24 protein-coding genes are annotated in these 17306 nt (G+C 49.0%); 15 read left to right on the plus strand and 9 right to left on the minus strand.

Features of this window, described 5'->3' with window-relative positions:
* Nucleotides 1-4: 4 nt before the first annotated feature.
* The 5 genes from hisS to VD907_00105 all read right to left on the minus strand — a co-directional run bounded on the left by hisS (nt 5) and on the right by VD907_00105 (nt 3434).
* Nucleotides 5-1318, minus strand: coding sequence for a histidine--tRNA ligase (gene hisS, locus VD907_00085; protein ID HYG83261.1), 1314 nt, complete (start codon nt 1316-1318; stop codon nt 5-7).
* A 115-nt stretch (nt 1319-1433) separates the two neighbouring features.
* The gene (locus VD907_00090) at nt 1434-1781 is read right to left on the minus strand and encodes an ASCH domain-containing protein (protein HYG83262.1); all 348 of its coding nucleotides are present in this window, start codon (nt 1779-1781) and stop codon (nt 1434-1436) included.
* Nucleotides 1782-1912: 131 nt separating this feature from the next.
* Nucleotides 1913-2383: a hypothetical protein gene (locus tag VD907_00095; GenBank protein ID HYG83263.1), complete on the minus strand. Its 471-nt coding sequence runs from the start codon at nt 2381-2383 to the stop codon at nt 1913-1915.
* A 160-nt stretch (nt 2384-2543) separates the two neighbouring features.
* Nucleotides 2544-2900, minus strand: a complete 357-nt coding sequence (locus VD907_00100; GenBank protein HYG83264.1) for a hypothetical protein — start codon at nt 2898-2900, stop codon at nt 2544-2546.
* Nucleotides 2901-3053: 153 nt separating this feature from the next.
* Nucleotides 3054-3434 (minus strand): helix-turn-helix transcriptional regulator, encoded by a 381-nt coding sequence (locus VD907_00105; protein HYG83265.1) that lies wholly within the window; start codon nt 3432-3434, stop codon nt 3054-3056.
* 167 nt (nt 3435-3601) lie between these two features.
* Between VD907_00105 and VD907_00110 the strand changes: the two genes are divergently transcribed.
* The 3 genes from VD907_00110 (at nt 3602) to VD907_00120 (ending at nt 5330) form a co-directional block, all read left to right on the plus strand.
* Entirely contained in the window at nt 3602-4168 is a 567-nt protein-coding gene (locus VD907_00110) for a histidine phosphatase family protein (GenBank protein ID HYG83266.1), read from the plus strand.
* Nucleotides 4169-4235: 67 nt separating this feature from the next.
* On the plus strand, nt 4236-4892 hold the full coding sequence (locus VD907_00115; GenBank protein HYG83267.1) for a histidine phosphatase family protein: 657 nt from the start codon (nt 4236-4238) through the stop codon (nt 4890-4892).
* A 69-nt stretch (nt 4893-4961) separates the two neighbouring features.
* On the plus strand, nt 4962-5330 hold the full coding sequence (locus VD907_00120) for a hypothetical protein (GenBank protein ID HYG83268.1): 369 nt from the start codon (nt 4962-4964) through the stop codon (nt 5328-5330).
* A 154-nt stretch (nt 5331-5484) separates the two neighbouring features.
* Here the strand turns inward: VD907_00120 and VD907_00125 are convergent, their stop codons facing one another.
* Nucleotides 5485-7209: a right-handed parallel beta-helix repeat-containing protein gene (locus tag VD907_00125; GenBank protein ID HYG83269.1), complete on the minus strand. Its 1725-nt coding sequence runs from the start codon at nt 7207-7209 to the stop codon at nt 5485-5487.
* Between the two features lie 284 nt (nt 7210-7493).
* Between VD907_00125 and VD907_00130 the strand changes: the two genes are divergently transcribed.
* A complete protein-coding gene (locus tag VD907_00130) occupies nt 7494-7832 on the plus strand; it encodes a hypothetical protein (GenBank protein HYG83270.1) in 339 nt (112 codons plus the stop codon).
* Between the two features lie 151 nt (nt 7833-7983).
* Here VD907_00130 and VD907_00135 read toward each other — a convergent pair whose 3' ends face one another.
* Nucleotides 7984-8190 carry a hypothetical protein gene (locus VD907_00135; GenBank protein ID HYG83271.1) on the minus strand — a complete coding sequence of 69 codons (207 nt, stop codon included), beginning with the start codon at nt 8188-8190 and terminating at the stop codon, nt 7984-7986.
* Between the two features lie 615 nt (nt 8191-8805).
* Here VD907_00135 and VD907_00140 point away from each other — a divergent pair.
* Nucleotides 8806-9717: a hypothetical protein gene (locus tag VD907_00140; protein ID HYG83272.1), complete on the plus strand. Its 912-nt coding sequence runs from the start codon at nt 8806-8808 to the stop codon at nt 9715-9717.
* Nucleotides 9704-10135, plus strand: coding sequence for a hypothetical protein (locus VD907_00145; protein ID HYG83273.1), 432 nt, complete (start codon nt 9704-9706; stop codon nt 10133-10135). The genes VD907_00140 and VD907_00145 overlap by 14 nt, the downstream gene beginning before the upstream one ends.
* Nucleotides 10136-10241: 106 nt before the next feature.
* On the opposite strand, the gene VD907_00150 is transcribed toward VD907_00145, so the two are convergent.
* On the minus strand, nt 10242-10739 hold the full coding sequence (locus tag VD907_00150) for a hypothetical protein (protein HYG83274.1): 498 nt from the start codon (nt 10737-10739) through the stop codon (nt 10242-10244).
* 121 nt (nt 10740-10860) lie between these two features.
* On the opposite strand from VD907_00150, the gene VD907_00155 reads away from it, so the two are divergent.
* The 3 genes from VD907_00155 (at nt 10861) to VD907_00165 (ending at nt 13032) form a co-directional block, all read left to right on the plus strand.
* Nucleotides 10861-11604 (plus strand): flavodoxin family protein, encoded by a 744-nt coding sequence (locus VD907_00155; GenBank protein HYG83275.1) that lies wholly within the window; start codon nt 10861-10863, stop codon nt 11602-11604.
* A 214-nt stretch (nt 11605-11818) separates the two neighbouring features.
* Complete coding sequence (locus VD907_00160) at nt 11819-12553, plus strand: sulfite exporter TauE/SafE family protein (GenBank protein ID HYG83276.1); 735 nt, start codon at nt 11819-11821, stop codon at nt 12551-12553.
* Nucleotides 12554-12618: 65 nt separating this feature from the next.
* The gene (locus tag VD907_00165) at nt 12619-13032 is read left to right on the plus strand and encodes a hypothetical protein (protein HYG83277.1); all 414 of its coding nucleotides are present in this window, start codon (nt 12619-12621) and stop codon (nt 13030-13032) included.
* A gap of 132 nt (nt 13033-13164) precedes the next feature.
* On the opposite strand, the gene VD907_00170 is transcribed toward VD907_00165, so the two are convergent.
* Nucleotides 13165-13656, minus strand: a complete 492-nt coding sequence (locus VD907_00170) for a hypothetical protein (GenBank protein HYG83278.1) — start codon at nt 13654-13656, stop codon at nt 13165-13167.
* 159 nt (nt 13657-13815) lie between these two features.
* On the opposite strand from VD907_00170, the gene VD907_00175 reads away from it, so the two are divergent.
* The 6 genes from VD907_00175 to VD907_00200 all read left to right on the plus strand — a co-directional run bounded on the left by VD907_00175 (nt 13816) and on the right by VD907_00200 (nt 17203).
* The gene (locus VD907_00175) at nt 13816-14145 is read left to right on the plus strand and encodes a hypothetical protein (GenBank protein ID HYG83279.1); all 330 of its coding nucleotides are present in this window, start codon (nt 13816-13818) and stop codon (nt 14143-14145) included.
* A 65-nt stretch (nt 14146-14210) separates the two neighbouring features.
* A complete protein-coding gene (locus VD907_00180) occupies nt 14211-14561 on the plus strand; it encodes a hypothetical protein (protein ID HYG83280.1) in 351 nt (116 codons plus the stop codon).
* 33 nt (nt 14562-14594) lie between these two features.
* Nucleotides 14595-15164: a YdcF family protein gene (locus VD907_00185; protein HYG83281.1), complete on the plus strand. Its 570-nt coding sequence runs from the start codon at nt 14595-14597 to the stop codon at nt 15162-15164.
* A 149-nt stretch (nt 15165-15313) separates the two neighbouring features.
* Nucleotides 15314-16609 carry an MFS transporter gene (locus VD907_00190; protein HYG83282.1) on the plus strand — a complete coding sequence of 432 codons (1296 nt, stop codon included), beginning with the start codon at nt 15314-15316 and terminating at the stop codon, nt 16607-16609.
* A gap of 60 nt (nt 16610-16669) precedes the next feature.
* Entirely contained in the window at nt 16670-16819 is a 150-nt protein-coding gene (locus VD907_00195) for a hypothetical protein (GenBank protein HYG83283.1), read from the plus strand.
* 138 nt (nt 16820-16957) lie between these two features.
* Nucleotides 16958-17203: a hypothetical protein gene (locus tag VD907_00200; protein ID HYG83284.1), complete on the plus strand. Its 246-nt coding sequence runs from the start codon at nt 16958-16960 to the stop codon at nt 17201-17203.
* Nucleotides 17204-17306 lie beyond the last annotated feature (103 nt).

Below are 17306 nucleotides of genomic sequence, written 5' to 3' on the forward strand. Positions count from 1 at the left end.
AAGACTAGTCTTCAGCTTCAATTCTGGCGACAAGGTCGTTCATAGCCACGACTTCTGACGTACCCGCAGCTAGTTGCTTAAGCGAGACCGTGCCACTACTCACTTCCTGATCCCCAATAATAACCGCCCAAGTAAAACCCATTCGATCAGCGTAACGCAGCTTCTTTTTAATAGCATTTGGCTCGCTGTAAAGCACAACGGCGTGACCTGCTGTTCGTAAGTTGTGTGCCACGGTTAGGCTGGTTGGTACCTGCTGCTCGCTCAGCGGCATGACCACAATACTTGCCGGGCTCATCGTTTCAGCGTTAATAACCCCAAGCTCGCGCAGCTTGTAGAAAAGCCGCGACAAGCCAATCGAAATTCCTACACCCGGGAGTTTGGTGTTGGTGTAGTGGCTGGCAAGGTTGTCATATCGTCCGCCCGAACAAACGCTGCCAAGCTCGGGGTAGTCGTTGAGGGTTGTTTCATAGACGGTGCCGGTGTAGTAATCTAACCCACGGGCGATTTTTAAATCAATCTGGAACCGCCGTTCAGGGACTTGCATGACGCGCAGCGCTTTGACTACTTGGGTAAGCTTTGCAAGGCCGTCTTTAAATTGTGCAGCGCTTATTTCCATGTCTTGCAGCTGCGATAAGATTTCGTCATTGGTGCCTGAAATAGCAGTGAAGTCCAGCACGGCCTCGGTTTGTTCATTGCTAAGACCTAGTTTATGCAGTTCCTGAACTAACTCCTCGCGCGAGATTTTTTCAATTTTATCAATTATGCGCAGCACTTCTTTTGAGGTTTCAGCTAGCCCAATTCCTTCAAAAAAGCCGTTGAGCACCAGGCGGTTATTGATCCGAATGGTAAATTCACCAAAGTTAAACTGCTCAAAGATCTCGTTAATCACCGCCGGGAATTCAGCATCAACAATTGGGCTTTCTGAGCCAATAATATCAATATCGCACTGGTAAAACTCGCGGAATCGGCCAGCTTGTGCCCGTTCGCCACGGTGAACCTTGCCAATGTGATAGCGTCGAAAAGGAAAAATCAGCTGGCCTTCATGCTGAGCGGTATAGCGCGCTAACGGCACGGTTAAGTCGAACCGCATGGTGAGGTCGTTGCTGCCTTTTTGGAAACGATAAACCTGCTGTTCGGTTTCGCCGCCACTTTTGGTGAGCAGCACTTCCGAAAGCTCTAAATCGGGGGTATCGATTGGTGAAAAGCCGTAGCGTTCGTATGTGTCGCGGATAATCGCAAGCAAACGGTTAAATTCAAGCTGTTCCTGAGGCAAATATTCAGGAAATCCACTTGGTGTTCGGGGCTGAACGGTGCCCATTGTAATTCTCTGTCTCCTTGTCTGCTGATGGCGTGTAAACTACTTATTCTGGATTAGTAAATTGTTACTAGTATAGCATGCTTACAGGGGAGAATGATGTGTAATGATTTGATTGTTAGTATTGAGCAAGCAGCTCAAACTCTATTCCCACCACGCCGTATCTGTGCTGTTCTTCAAGACTGTAGAATTCATCAATTTGTTTTTCTAACTGTGCGGGTGACATTCCGCCAAACTTACCGGGTGGGTTATGACGAAATAAATCGTAAAAGGTTTGATAACGAAGTAAGCCAACCACCCTGACGGCAATGGTCTGCTCGGGATGTGCGCGATGCGTAAAAATAATGGTATCGCCAAGTTGAATTATTTGGCGCTTTTCGTCGTATAGTCGGGATTCAATTGTCTTATCACCACGAAGAATAGCAGTAAAGGGTTCAGTAGCGAGCCGTAAGTGGTGTGTGGTCATCTCTCTCATGATACGTATTTATCTACAAGAAATAAATAGGTGAATTATCTTATTGAATAGCGTCTAGTTTACGTGAAATAAGTTCATTTTAAAGGGTGACCGGCTCTAGCGATGACCGGCCACCCCGTTTCTTAGTCCCAATCCGCCTTCAGTGCCTTTAGAACGGCTTCAAGCCACTTCCAGGGGTTGAAGCTGCTAGCGCCAGAACCTCGCCGGGGTCGCTTGAGCGTTCCGTGGTCGGCGTAGGTGACATCTAGACCAAGATCAATCTCGGCATGCTCCTTGACGCTTGCGCGGAAGGTTTCTTTGAATCTGTTAATTGCACCGTCCGACAAAAACTTATGACCTTTATCATCGAATTCAGAAAGCCTAAAGATAAGCTTCCGGCCGTAACTAATCTCACAGGCGACAATAACACCAGCCGTGAAAAGATCCTCAAGAACAAGGCACAGTGGCGCAAATTCTGCATCACGAGCTTGCAGCTTCTTAATTTCAGCGCTATAGTTCTGGCTATTTGCCCTGAAGATACCAAGACCAATAGATTCTTCCAGTGTCAGAGTGAGCGTGTAGCCACTGCGCTTAGCTTCCGGATTTGCCACCATCTTTGGCTCCCTCGTGTTTTCTGGCATGTGACTAATGTATTTAAAACTAAATAATAATATCTGTCAATTATAAAGGGTCAAATTGCCAAAAGGGAATGAAGCGGGCGCTCCCGATGGTGGTCGGGGGCGCCCTGGGTGCGCCTTTTGGCGCTTAAAGCACTTACCTGCCCAGCGGAAGGCGCCGCCACCAGGCGTATCCGTGGCGATCGATGCCGGTGTAGCCGTAGAACCCGTCGTTTTCGCGGGCAGGTACTGCGGGTACGTACAAGTCAATCTGATCAGTAAAAGTGCCATGCCGGCCCGGACAGGTGCCATCATCGCGAACTTGGGAAACGTCAATGTTGGCGACTTTACCGATGCAGGTGATGCAGATGAGCGTCATGCCTGCGAGTGAGCTGCCGGTACTGCGCCAAAGCTTGATTCCCGACTTGGCACAGCCGCTACAAGCATAGCTGCCTGGAACACTCAGCGATTGGTAGTCGACAGGCTGCGTAGGATCGATAATTTTGACGTTCACAACACTCCAAACTGTTTGAACTTTGAGCAGGGCGACACAACTAATATATCATAAAAAAACTTAATTGTCCATACTACCATGAACAAGTCTGCCAGATAATGAAAGACCCCGCAGGGGCCTTTCAGGGAAAGGTCTTACGGGGTGTTGAGTAGGTTAGTTGCAGTCCTGGCATCCACTGCCGTTGAGCGGCATGGTGATGAAGTGCTTCTGGCAGATGCGGCCCAGGCGCACGTCCAATGGGATGGACAGTGATCCTGGGATGATGTCGGGGTGGTGGATGATGGTTTCTTTGCTGCCGATGGGCTTGCCGGTGCCCGCTGGGCGACCGAGGTGCGAGACCTCGCCTGGGGCAAAAATCCTCCGCACCGGTACCTCAAAAAGCTGAGCCAACCGCCACGCGACATCCTGTTGCGTGCGGTAGGGCGACGTGCGCCGCTCGATCCCGGTGATGGTACAGGGGGCAACGCCGGTGAGCTCGGCGAGCTCGTTGATGGTGAGGCCGTTCGTTTCCCGCAGCTCCCGCAGAGTGTGCATGTCGTTCCCATTCTGTTTTGAAGGTGCAATTAACTACTTATGTTATATAATACCACAACAGCTTTAATATGTCAATAGTCTATGAACTATTCGGGGCAGTGCTAAAATTGCCTACTTTTATTGTGTAATCTATACTAAATCAGGCATCCATCGCTGAAGGGAAGCTCATGAAGCAGCTGTTCTACGTCCGGCATGGTGAAAGTGAAGACCTTGCCGCCAAAATCCGCAGTCGAACAACGACTGAACTAACCACAAAAGGCTGGCGTCAAGCCACTGAAGCCGGAGAGCTTCTCAGGCGGCGTAGCGTGCAGCCCGATCTGATTGTCTGCTCTGAGCTGATTCGTACTAGGCAGAGTGCCGAAGCAATTGCCGATGTACTTGGCTACAGCAAGGCCAAAATTCTGCCACAATCGCTCCTTAATGAACGGTTGTGGGGAGAAGGTGAGGGCGTGCTAAACGAGGTAATTGGGCAGAAATGGGATAAAAACTTTGACATCGTACCCGGCGCCGAACCAACTGCGGCGCTGCAAATTCGGGCAGGTAAAGCGCTTGCATGGCTGCGTGAGCTAAAACCAGACTGTGTTCTGGTTGTTGGGCACGGTACAATCGGGCGGGCGATCGTCCGCGCCATTCAGGGTCGCCCTTACACTGATGAATTCAACAGCGAACGGGGCGAGTTTAAGAACGGTGAGATAGCGCAGCTGCTGCCCAACCTTGTATTGCCTCTAAGCTAATATAACTGCCGAGCGACAGGTACGCGGGTAGTGCCTGTCGCTTTAAAACTCTGATATTATTTAAGTAATGCAACCGACCCCAAAAACCATCTACCTCGTTCGCCACGGCCAAAGCGTCGATAACGCTTCGCCAGTTTTTCAATCGCTTCAAACACCGTTAAGTGAAAAAGGCCGACAGCAGGCGCAGGTAGTCGCCGCTCGGCTCGAAAAAACACCCTTTGAGGCTCTTGTTTCGAGCCCCTTACGGCGCGCAATAGAAACCGCCGAATATATTGCCAAGGCCACGCATACGGAAATTATCAGTTCAGATTTGTTTGTTGAACGAAAAAAACCAAGCGAAATAGAAGGCCAGCCCTGGACGAATCAACGGGCGAATAACACCTGGCATGAGTGGGAAGCATCGCTGTACGAACCCGGCAAGCATGTCGGCGACGGCGAAAACTACGACGACATTGTTGCCCGGGTCGATGCGGCCTTGGCTTTTTTATTGGCGCGCCCGGAAACGACTATCGCGGTGGTAACCCATGGCTATTTTCTGCGTGCAATGGTGGCTCGGGTAGCGCTAGCGAATGCCTTAACGCCCGAAACAATGCGTCAATTTCAGCGTCACGCCCACATAGAGAACACGGCAATTACAGTATTGAAATACAAAGATGCTTTCGAAGAAGATTTTGCTTGGCGTCTTTGGACGTTGAATGATTACGCGCATTTTGCCGAACAATAGTAGTTAAATTCGCGTAGCGCTATGGTAAACTGGGACTTGTAATTGTCGTCAAAGCGAAGGAGTGCTCCGGTGACGCATAGCGATTTTGTTAAGATGTGCCGGCCCGGCGGTGTGCTGGTTGATGCTCCGGATAGTCGTGCGAAAGTGACACAGGTCGGTGGGCTGGAAGTTGGCGGCAACTACACGCTCTATATCTGTCGGCCAGTTCTCCCTACTGAAGATAATATGCTGAACTACCAGTCCGACGGAGAGTACGAGCACCTGCGTATTCTCTTTACCGTCGAAAAGTTGTGGAAAGACAAGAATCCGGCAGTCCTTATGAGCTTTGCCGATGGATCGGCGTTCTCTCTGCCTGCGTGGTGGCTTGGACTGGCGCCTTTTCCCAAGGGTCCCGCCGAGGGTAAGTACATGCACGAGACCTACGTGACCCTGGCGTAGCACCTAGCCCGACTAATCTTTTAGATTAGCTCGGGCATTTTTATTTTGAGCCTGCCACAGCGTTCGCGCCAGGCTACTACAATACTATATACCTGATGTTCCCAAGCTATAACAGAGGTAGCATTTCGGGAAGCCAAAAGCTCTTGTGTCTTCGCTAAATTCTGCCAAAAAACTTTCGAACTGGTTTTGTCATGACTACTGCACTACCTGTGATTAATAAGCTGGCTAGCACAATAACAAGAGTGGTGCTTTGCCCAGTATTTGCTAGCTCTCCAGGAGGGGTGCTGCCGGGATCAAGAGGTGCTGGCTGTCCTGGAGGGGTATCGGGATCAAGAGGCGTTGGTGTCTCGGGCATAACCAGGGAACTGCTAAATTCTGAAGTATTCCCTAAAGTATCGGTTGCAGTGGCACTTACCACCCAGTCCGGTTGAACGGTGCTACTAAGTGTGAAGTGGAAGGTGGCGTTGCCACTAGCATCAGTCGTGACCGTGTCTGCCCCAACCCAGGTTTGTCCTGAGCCGTATCCGCTAGAGTGACCTGTCTCGCTCGCGTAAAAATCGAGTGTATAAGTCTCGTTTGGCATGCCTGCATAAGTACCGTCTACTACAAGCGACCCGTGAGCTAGCTTAGTAATTTCCGGGTAATTGATCAGGTTATTTGGACCAGTTCTTAAAGTCCCGGCTGGACCGTTATCTGTCACGTCATCATTGCTAAGATCAATGGCAAGGCCGCTATTGTCAAAGATACTGTTCTTTTGGATAGTTACCCTTGTTGGCATGAACGAGCCGGAATTCACGACTGCGACCCCAGGGCCTGCTGTTGTCCCTGCAATTGTATTGTTTTGGATAACCGAGGGTGTTTGAACAATATTTGGTGGATTGCCCGTACCATCAGTAGTTATACCTGAGCCCAAGACATAAATGCCGGCAATTGTACTATTCTTTATTTCATTATTTTCTATTGTCATACCGCTCGACCTATACAGGTACATGCCGTGCTTACTGCTATTGGCCAGTTTGTTATTACGGATAATGACCCCCTTCACGCCACTAGTCGGGTGTGTATACGCTCCTGATACAGCGATATCAGCACCACTCACAACCGAACCGCCACTGTTTGGCCGAGACTGAGTGCCGGTTGGGTCAAGACCGAAGTAGTTCCCTTCGATTATCCAACCATTCGTTTGGCCCGCTCCAAAGACTGGTATGTTTGTAGCCACGCCAAAGTTTGAATTGCTACCAATGACATTGCCTTCCCCTGGATTAGGGCCGCCGACACGAGTAGGGTAAGCAGCCGTAGCACTTGTACAAGGCGCTAACCCAGAGACGTTGCCATTCGCACTGCCATCTGGAGCTATGCCAATAAAGTTAGACTGGAGCGTATAGCCACCAAGACACACAAAGCGTCCATTATAAGCAATCCTGATCTGACTAAAGGCTGAATACCCTTTAGCCGCACCGCCGGTAATAGAAAGACCCTTCACCGTTGAGCCGACCCCAGCCGGATTAAAAATACCTGAATTTGCTACTACCGGTAAATTGGCAGCATCTACTTGAACCTTAATAGTAAGTGGAAACTTACTACAATCACTGCCCGGTTGGCTACAACCATCAACTATGACCGCGTTAGAACCGTCCATGCCACTACCTAGGTGAGAGTTATCGGTAATAGAATAAGAAGTAAGCGGCGAAATAACATGAGGACCAGCACCAGGAATATTGAAGGTGATCGTATCAACACCGGCGTTAGCATTGGAGTCAATTAATGCTTGCCGGAGCGAGCCCGCACCAGCATCATTGGTGTTGGTTACCGTAAAGGTCGCGGCATAGGCATCCTGAGAGCTACCTAGGGTTGCTATTGTGCCTGCTGCCACTGCCATGAGAGCGAGCAGTTTAAAAGGCGACCGAAGAAACTTCATTCGAAAGCGCGAGCTCTTAGTTTGCATTTTTTGATTTCTGTAACTCATTTTATCCCACCCTTTTACCCTATAAAATGATAATGCTTACTAAAATCTTAGCATAATTTGTTGTAAAACAAGGTACTTTTACAACGAGTTCAGTCGATAACACCGCTATGGCGGCTCTTAATTTTCGAGCTGATCGGTGCAATAGCAATCGTATGATATAATTGTAAAACTACAGCCCATCTACGAGAGAGCGTGAAATGGCCGACACGCGTCAGGTAATTGGTCCGTGCATGGTGCCAGACTCGGATCTTCATAAGACTACGTGCCAGAGTCCAAGCGGCACAATCAAACGCGCAGAGGACCTTAAGCCTGGCCAGGATTACTTACTACACTACTGCGAACTAGTCAGTGATACCTCTCAGCAGCGTCAGCATGTTAAAATTAGGTATACTTTTGAGGGGTGGATGCACAAAGGCCAGCTGGCTCTTTTGAGAGAAGAGAATGGCACGCCGTGCCCCCTCCAGCGTTGGCAGCTCGTCCTTGAGCCGTTCGATGATGGTGAGTGGGAACACTTTCTCTACCTGACGAAGGTGTAGTATGTGCCCTGACTAATCGAGAGGTTGGTCAGGGCACTTTAATTATAAAAAGTTAAACCCCGACAAGTCGTCAAACTCATCGGGGTGGGAGCGTAAGCCGTGAAAGCGCGGGTGTTCAGTGCGTTTGCGCTAGTTTTTGGTCTAGCTCGGTTTACCCACGGTTTACCATATGGAAAGTGCGCAGTTTCTTGTACTGGTACATTCTAATCGGCCACCAGAGCGTCGGTAGTGGGGAAGAAATCGGGAAGAATCCACCGTCCCACATGCACCAGCTCCTTCCCCAGTACCGGATAACACCAAGGACGTAGATGGGCGGAAAGAAGCCCAGAAGCACAATCCATGGATGCCTGTCAGTCATGGACCTCGCCTTCCGGATAAAGTGGCGGTGTTTACTAAAGCATTATATAATTATTATTTAAGTATAACAAGTACCTAGTAGAAGCGTGGGTTTTAGCTGAAGCAACAATAAAACTTAGCTCAGCGCGAACTAGCTGGACGATGTGCTTTATCTATATGCAACTTCCGTCATACGTCCAGGAGCTACTAACCAGATAAAGACACGGTAAAGCACCTCGCATCAGCTAGAGAAATAAGCCAATCTCTCAAGAATTACCGCTATATACATACACAAAAACACCTCCCAGAATCAGCGCGCCTAGGATAGTAAGCGTTCCATAAATAATTGTTCGTTTCAGGCTGGTGACCTTGCGATGCAGAATATAATTGCCTAGCCCGTGAGGGGCGTACTACGCGAAGTGAGGCTCTGTATTATCTCTGTTGCAACTGCCCCAATTACGAATAAGCTAAGGTAGGCAAGGCTACGGTTAGCGAGCGAGGAGAAAGGGCTATACTCTTTCATAAATTACGGTTATTGTAGCATGCCAATGCGCGGCTTTAACCAAGGCAATAGAATGGTACAATAAAAAGAATACAAGCCAAAACACTTACCTTGTGACTGGAGGACGACCAACCCATGGCGCAGCATAAAGTGCACTTTTTCAGGATTGCGGCCCACGACCATAATTTTGCCGCCCGACCGCATATTTTTGAGGAAGTCTGTCAAGAAATTTTTGAACTACCAGTAGAAGACAAAAGCTTGGAAATTTCTAATGAAGATTCGTATCGCCTGAACTACTTCCAGAAAGTCAGCGACCATTACGAGGGCAAAGTAGTGCGCTACCGGACCAACCACATGATCACCGGCTCGCTCAGCGACGATCAACTCAGCGATTTCACGCTTGCTAATGGCCAAAAATTTACCGAAGTCACCCACTTTATTTACACGCCCGAAACCCGAATTTTATCGTTTGAATACAACCATCGTGGGCCGCGCTATGCCCAATTTATGCGCTACCTTAACACCGTTCAGCAGCGCTACAAAACCGATGGCTACCAGTTCGAGGCCGAGGTGTTATTGCACCCAAATGTTGTCCAAAAGCTCAGTGAAGCCAGGCGTATTAAAAGCCTGACGTTAGGGCTGCCGGTATCTAAGATTCCCAATAAATTCGAAAAGAATAATCTGCTGGCCGGACTCGCGGCTGGCGCCCAACTTGGCAACCCCGGCCAAATAGAGTTGCGGCTCATTGGTGCCCGAAAACGTGGCGATACCACGCCGCTCATTAGCGCTGAAGGGTTGATGAACGCTATTGAATCTGGGCAAGTAGATTTAGGGCTGTTCGGCAAGGCAAATGTAGAAATTGTCACCGATTTTGCGGCTGAAACGGTTAACCTGCTTGAAAACAAGCTCGAAGCCTTCAAAGATTGGAACGTCCCTATTACTAGCCAAAATGCCCACCGCTGGTTCGCCGATATCAAAGAGCTGTACCAGCGCAATAAATCGCAACTACTTATCGCTATGGGAAGGCTCGAAAATGAACAATCTTAGGCAAAAAAGTTGGTACTACGCCGTACTTATTACGTTAGAAGGAGCGGTGGTCAGTGTGGTGGCGCTGGTGGGCAATGGGTTACTAAATCAGCCGGGTGTGCTGAGGGATTTTTCGGTCAATCCAGTTGGTTTTTTCGCGGTAGGTGGCGCAGCGGTGGCACTGCTGACTATCTTTTTATTCGACAAACTTTCCCGAATGCAAAACCACCGGATTGCGTTTTTGCTGCATAGTCCATTTTTATGGCAACTGATTGTTTTTATACTCTGCGCACTTATAGTTATAAGTGTAGTTACCGCACTGCGTTCGGTGTCGCAATCCGAGCTGCTAGCGGCGCTCGATATTGGGCTGAACGTTACCTACGCCGTCTTTAGTTTGTATGTTTTATATAGAGTTTTGGCAACGTTATTTAGAAAGTAATATGATATACGCTAGAGATTCTTGGAAGAAGTTATTGGAAAGTAACAAAATAATTTCTATTAGTAAAAGTGTGAGGGTGGCCGCCGTCGCGACCACCCCAGTGGGCTTAGTCGAAGATTTCGTCGAACGCCTTTCTAACTAGCCCCGCAAGCTTAGCCAGCTTCGGCTTTGGCAGCTTTATAGCCGAAAGGCTAATCGACTGATGGCTAGATGTGCGCGGCCCGTTTGGCAGGCCAAGCTCACCCGCAGTAAATTTCTCTCCGAAGTGGTCTTCGACGCTGCTGATCAAGCTACCGGTGAAGCGCAGCAGGGCCTGATCGGGAGTCAGTTGCTCGCCACTGGGCCAAGCCGTGCGAAGCTGAAGTGCAAGATCGGTGCGATTAATGCTGCAACTGTCAATTACCTGCCATCGGAACAGATCACTGAGGATTTTACACAAGTTCTGTAGGTCAGTGTTGGTTTCGTCCCTCCGGCGCAACTTATCGAGTTCAGTGTTAAAGTTGGCAGAAGATCCCTGAAAGCGTTCAGTGCCGATGTCGAGTGTAGTGAGCTGCATCTCGACCCTATAATCGGAAAGCCGAGTGCCATCTTTCTTAAAGTCCATATCGCCTCACTCTCTGTAGGGATATCCGTAAAATCATACGGATTATTTAACCCCGTGTCAATAGAGGCTGGTCGGCCGTGTCATTTAAGAGTATTATGAAAGTGAACAACAGGGGAATAGTATGGACAAAACAAAGAACTTCAGCGACCTTTCGGCTCTATTTATTAACTGCTCAATCAAAAAGGACAAAACGGGATCGCACACGCAGCTGCTTATAAACAAAGCGGCGCATATCATGGAGGCTCAAGGGGTGCGTGTTGAACAAATATACGCCCTCGACCATGCTATTGCCTTTGGCATGATAAAAGACGGCAAAGAAGAAGGCCAGGCCGATGATTGGCCAGAGATCCAGCAAAAAATCCAAACTGCGGATATTTTGGTAATTGGTACGCCAATTTGGCTGGGGGCAAAATCGAGTGTGGCGACACTGGTGATTGAACGAATGTACGCCTACAGCGGCGACCGTAACCAAAAAGGCCAGTATATTTATTACGGCAAGGCTGCCGGTTGCTTAGTAACAGGCAATGAGGATGGCGTGAAGCACGTGTCGCGCGATATTTTGTATTCGATGCAGCACATTGGCTACACAATTCCACCACAAGCCGATGCCGGCTGGGTGGGTGAAGCCGGCCCAGGCCCGAGCTATGGTGACACCGAATGGAACGGAAAGCCAGTAGGTGACGGCAAAACACCTGTGGGTTTTGCTAACGATTTTACCAATCGCAATGTCACCTTTATGGCCTGGAACTTGATGCATACCGCCAGGCTGTTAAAAGATAAGGATGGCTTTCCGGCAGTCGGAAACACCGCAGATGGCTGGGAGCAAGTGACGAACGCTAAAAGTGACAATCCGGAATACCGCTAGATAAGTATAAAAATACTGAATGAAAGCGTGGCAAAGGCGCTGCACTACTTCAGCATAATTTTAATTTGACTTTACTATTTAGTTATGATATTATCTATATATCTCGCTAGTTATACTAGCGCAATCTTCTAAATACGAAAACTATTGGCAGTTCCTACTGTCAGCGACGCGCTGCCCTTACTTATCTAGAGATTCATTAAACAAGGAACTAAAAATGGACCTATTATTAGTGGTGACGTTTGTCGTCGCCTTATTTTCAAGTGTTATTAGCGGCATGAGCGGCGGGGGAGGTGGCTTTATCATGACGCCTTACTACCTGCTGATTGGTTTTACACCGCAGCAAATTGCGGCTGGTGCTTCGGTGGCGAGCCTCGGACTTGGCGGTAGTTCGCTGATGGCGATACGCGGCCAGCAGCTACTGCATAAGCAATTTTTGTGGCCACTGCTCGCCATAACGGTACCTGTAACACTGCTGGCTATGATGGCGCTGCCAAAAGTACATAGCGATGCCTTCGAGCTGGTGATCGGAGTGCTGCTTATTGTACTGGCGCCGACGCTATTTATTAATAAGAAAACATTACAGCCCGGTACGCGGAGCCGAAAATCGGTTATCGCAGGCTACTGTAGCTACGCTATTATTTTGTTTGCTAGCTCGCTCGGTACTGGACTCGCCACATTGCTTTTCTTACCGCTGATGTTTCTAATGGGTCTTACCGCACTCCAAGCGAACGCCACCCGGCGCGTGCTGCTACTGGTTCAGGCGCTGTTGGTTTTTGCTACCGTACTCCCTCAAGGGTATATCGTCTGGAGTCATGCTTCGGTAGCGCTAATCGGTAATTACCTGGGCGGCTATATTGGGACGAAATTCGCCATAAGGCGTGGCGAAAAATTTGTTAAGCTAGCCCTAGCGAGCGTAATGCTGATATCTGGTGGGGTACTGGTCTTTTAAAGATAGCGCTTGATTTATTGTTCTACAGGCTGTTTAATCAAGAGGCCCACGACAAGGAGGCTGTGATGGAGCTTGACGAGCAACGTGTGAAAGACCTAGCGGTCCGCTACGCAGATATGGCCCCGGGAAGCGTTATTCGCGAACTCAGGACGGCTGACTCGGAAAAAGAGTTGCTGCACCGAATCGAGGCGGTCTATCGGCTTCCGAACCATAATGGGATTGAGGTCGCGCAAGCTGTATGCAAGCTGGCAGTGAACGAATCACATCCACGTATCTTCGCACTGGCAATTGAGCTGCTGGATTACGGGCTTAGGGTGAACGAACAGCATGAGGTTCTGAAGGCAATTAAAGATAGGCTGAAGAAGAATAGCGAGCTGGCTAATTCGGAAATCGTCAACTTGGCTTTGCTTGATCGTCGGGACGGCATGGTTGGCGAGCGGATCCAGAGGCTCCTTGAAGAGTACTTCCCTCGTCACTAGATCTTAGACTGATAGCGCCCGCAGATAAGTAGTGGTGTTAAACTTGCTGGCCTGCGGTAAACTGCAGGCCAGCAAGCATTCTTTGTAATTATTTAAATTTTGAGCCCCCGGCTACGTGCCGGGGGCGGACGGTCAGGGCCAGCGCGCTTCAAGCAGGCGCATCCCTAGCTGGGGCTCCTTTTCGTGAATAGCCAAGGTGACGGCATCACCGGCGATGTTCTTGACGAATTCGCTGTCATGGTGTGGCAGATGCTGCTGAATGGCTTCGGCTTGAGTTTGCCACTTTTCCGGCATCAGGTGTACATCGGGCATGACACCCTTGGTGGCGGCAAGTAACCAGCCGTAGTGTACCGTTCCGAAGCCCAGCACTTGTAGTGCAATCAGTAGGCGCGTTGCCTTCAGGTCGAAGTAAAGGTTGTTGTCGTAAGCGTCTGACGGAACGTTCTCACGCAGTCGCAGCACGTAAGTGGCATAGGTGACAGGCGTCACCACGACCACTAGGTCAAGATCGTTACCTTTCTGCCCGCGGGCAACCGAGCCGATGACATCGACACCGAGCACACCAGGGGCATTCAGAAATACCGTGGCTGTGCGCAAGGCAGTAGTGCGGCCAATCTTGGCCATGATGACCTCCAGGTCCTTCAGTTGGCTTCGGTAACCAGATAATAATATAACTTTAAAATAAAAAAGCAAGTATTGCGCCACTACTATTATAGTGCATACTATTTCTGGCTGGTAAATACCAATTTGACACCTGAGAGCTGTATACACCCAGGAGGAGCCATGGCTACCACGAGGAGCGGAAATCTTACACGAATAGTAATAAGTGTTGACCCGCCACTTTCTCCGGAAATCTTCGTGGGTAGCTTTGTACACTTTAACCTTCAACGCCCTAAAGTGGTCGTTACTGGCACGGATCTTGACGTTCTAAGGAGTGCAGACTCGGTTCAGGCAAAAGTAAAGAGGGCTGAGCCCGAAAAGCGCTGTCTTGTAGTGCAAGCAACGCTGGTCACGGAACAAATGTTTAATACTGGCTTTAGCGCCGAACTTGAAGCTCGAATAGGGGCAGGCGGTTCGGGCGAGTTGAAGATTGCATGGTGCATGAACAGGTAAGTGGCTTGCACCTCACTGATCTTGGTGAGGTGCAAGTTTTATCAAAAAACTGCTATAGTAACAGTATGAATTTTAAAAATAGATCTGCACTTATTCTGACAATTGTCATAGCCGTGTTACTGATTGTGGGCTCGGCTGGCCTTGGTTTCTTTGTCGGCCAACAGCACCAGGCATGGCGCGTGGAGCTGCTTGAAAAAGAGCGCATCATCCAGGACGATAGAAATGCCACCGCCCTTGAACAAAAAGACAAAGAATTAAACCGCACACTGAACGACTATGATTCGGCTTGTTTTGAATTCCAAGAACTTTACGCGGCCTACGAAAAGCTGTACGCCAAAGCCGGCGCCAGCTCCGGTGAGCCTCGTTACAGTGCACCAGATGGCGCGCGGGGTAATGAGGAGTCTTGTTATCGATAGCTAAATCTCTAGTGGCTGCGTATACTTAAAGACATGTCAGATGTAATTATTACGCTGGGTCGCGGCATCTATCATGATGGAACGCTACCGCCCGATCCCCGGGCGCGAGTGCAAAAAGCCGTCGAGCTTTATAAACAGGGTCAAGCGCCAATAATTGTTATGTCTGGTTCTTGGTCATTCCATCTAGAAACGCAGCCTCAGCGTACGGAAGCTGCTGCAATGAAGCGGTATGCTATAGAACTAGGTGTGCCTGACGAGGCGGTAATTGAAGAGACGCTGTCCAAGGATACACTTAGCAATGCTTACTTTACAAAGGTGGCGCTATGCCAGCCACGTAATTGGCGAGATATTAATGTGATTGCTTCTGATGAGCACATGCTAAGAGTGAAATATCTATTTGGAAAAGTGTACGGACCGGACTACAGAATGACATTCATTACTAGTGAAAGAGTGCTGAGTGATCGGGCATATCAAAGAGAGCTAGCTCACGAGCAGCAATCTCTGCAGGTTGCCAAGCAAGCACTTGCAAGCTTTACAGATGGCGACGATAAGGCGATTGGTCAAGCATTGCGACAGCACCATCCAGCATATCGAGAGGATTAAAAGTGTTCGACAGAGTGTAACCCACCTGTAGCAATTGGTAAGTTCAGCCCACCTGGAAAAGCGCAATGGACTTCTCTAGGGGGATGCCTATTGAAAAAAATACTTCAATTCGGTATACTACCTAGACGTTATAGATTGGAAAAAAACAAATGAAGAAATTTTACTCAGTACTGCTTAATACTCTTGTTGCAAATGTGTCAACAAGCTTTTTGTGGTTTGCCTTAACTTTTTGGGTATACCTTGAAACAAAGTCGCTGATCGCTACTTCAATTATCGGCGGTTCGTACATGCTATTCGTGGCTATTTGTGGCTTGGTGTTCGGCACTTTTGTCGATAAGCACAAAAAGAAACAAGCCATGCTGCTTTCAAGTGCTATTACTGTTGGAACCTATGCTGTTGCGGGGCTACTGTTTATGGCGGTTCCTGAAGGGCAGCTTTTGGTAGTCAGCTCGCCGCTATTCTGGGCCTTTATCTTGGTGATTCTAGTTGGTGCAGTGGTTGAAAACATGCGAAACATAGCACTCTCTACCACGGTGACACTGTTGGTACCGAAGGAAGATAGGGCCAAGGCTAATGGCCTGGTCGGCTCAGTGACGGGTGTAGCGTTCATGGTGACCTCTGTTTTTAGTGGTCTATCGATTGGCATACTTGGCATGGGCTGGACATTAGCCATTGCCTTCGTGCTAACTGCGATTGCGTTGATTCATCTTTTCTTTGTGGATATCCCAGAAGAAGAAATCTTCCACGACCCCGAGCTTGCGGGGAAGAAAATTGATTTCAAGGGCAGCCTTGCTGCGGTTCGGGTAGTGCCTGGGCTTTTGGCGCTGATTTTCTTCGCCACCTTCAACAACCTGCTTGGCGGTGTGTTTATGTCGCTGATGGACGCTTACGGGCTGAGCCTTATGCCAGTTGAGGTATGGGGGATTGTGCTTGGCATAGTGAGTACCGGCTTTATTATTGGTGGTTTGATTCTAGCGAAATTTGGCCTTGGGAAGAACCCACTTAAAACCTTACTTTTGATTAATGTTCTAGCTTGGCTTGTCTGTATTGGCTTTACCATCCGTGAATGGGCTTGGTTGGTAGTGGTTGGTTTCTTTGTCTACATGATTATTACCCCTGCCGCCGAAGCAGCCGAACACACAGTTATCCAGCGAGTCGTGCCATTTAAGCAACAAGGGCGCGTGTTTGGGTTTGCACAAAGCGTCGAATCAGCTGCCGCACCAATTACTGCCTTTATGATCGGGCCAATCGCCGAAGCCTATATCGTGCCGTTTATGAATAGTACGGCTGGAAAAGACATGTTCGGTTGGCTACTCGGTAGCGGTAATGCCCGCGGTATTGCCCTGGTGTTCGTACTCGCTGGCATCATAGGTCTTATCGTCACCTTATTTGCCTTCACGACAAAATCTTACCGACGTCTTTCACAGTTTTACGCTAAGAGCTAGAAAGGTACGAATTCCTCTGATATAATCGACAGGTCGAAGACGCCTGGAGAGGAGCTAAGCGTGCGCTCTGTAAAAAAGGAACATGCCGGCTTTCTTGAGGCTGCCGTGGCACACGCAAGCGGCGCCAACGCATCTATAGATAAAGTCTTTTGTAATGATGATTTCCTGAAAATCAACACAATTTCAGGCAAGCTTCGAATAAACGATTAAACGCCCCAGCCTCCCGACCTACTACCAAGCAGTGTACGCAAAATGTGAACAGTACGGGGCAGTCCGTCGGATTACCAATAATGTTCTGGAAGTACAGCCTCGGCAGAGGAAGGACGCTTAGCGGTGCTCTTTGAGGAGATGCAGAAGGATGCGATTGAACGTACGGTGGCTCGACTGCTCGGCGGTATGACTATCGACTATAAGCATTACCACGATGGCGCTATAACGATTGAAACAGTCGGTGGCGATATTGTGATCACTACCGCAGAAGAGCTTCGTGACGTTATCTATAACTGGTGTAACTCAGTTTTCTACAATAAGCCGGTGGTGACCAACAGAGGTGAAACGCCCGAAGTGGTGATCATCGCACCACGCGACAGCTAAAATTGAATGGCCTCTCTCTTATGAATGTAGGAGAGAGGCCCTCCTTTACTTGTAGAGTTGCGCTGTCAGGGATATAATGACATAAACTATATTGCAAAAGAAG

The organism is Verrucomicrobiia bacterium (genome assembly GCA_035629335.1).
GTDB lineage: Bacteria > Patescibacteriota > Saccharimonadia > Saccharimonadales > Saccharimonadaceae > DASUUR01.